At 34.5% G+C, this 264-nt stretch carries 1 protein-coding gene; it reads left to right on the top strand.

Annotated features, from left to right (window positions below; translation table 11 throughout):
* A partial coding sequence (locus INF68_RS23100; protein WP_193525493.1) for a hypothetical protein occupies window positions 1-264 on the top strand: 264 nt, incomplete at both ends.

Genomic DNA, 264 nt, shown 5'->3' with positions numbered 1-264 from the left:
CAGTAATAATGATAGTGCACAATCATTTACTATCACCTTTGAAACTAACGTTGCTTCAGAAAAGGTATTCTGTACAACTATTACTAATGGTATTGCCAGTACTTCCCAATGTGAAGTAATCGATCCAACAAAACATACTGAAGAATACGCACGTATTCGTAAGATGATTGAAGAGATCGAAGCGGTAATTGAAGCAAAAATACAAGGTGGTGCTAACTACAGCATTACAATTAATAATAAAACTCTAGTTAGTGAGTCATTAGC

The sequence above is a fragment of the Enterobacter cloacae complex sp. P16RS2 genome (assembly GCF_014982155.1).
Lineage (GTDB): Bacteria > Pseudomonadota > Gammaproteobacteria > Enterobacterales > Enterobacteriaceae > Enterobacter > Enterobacter cloacae_M.
This window is presented reverse-complemented; position numbering and strand designations above follow the sequence as displayed.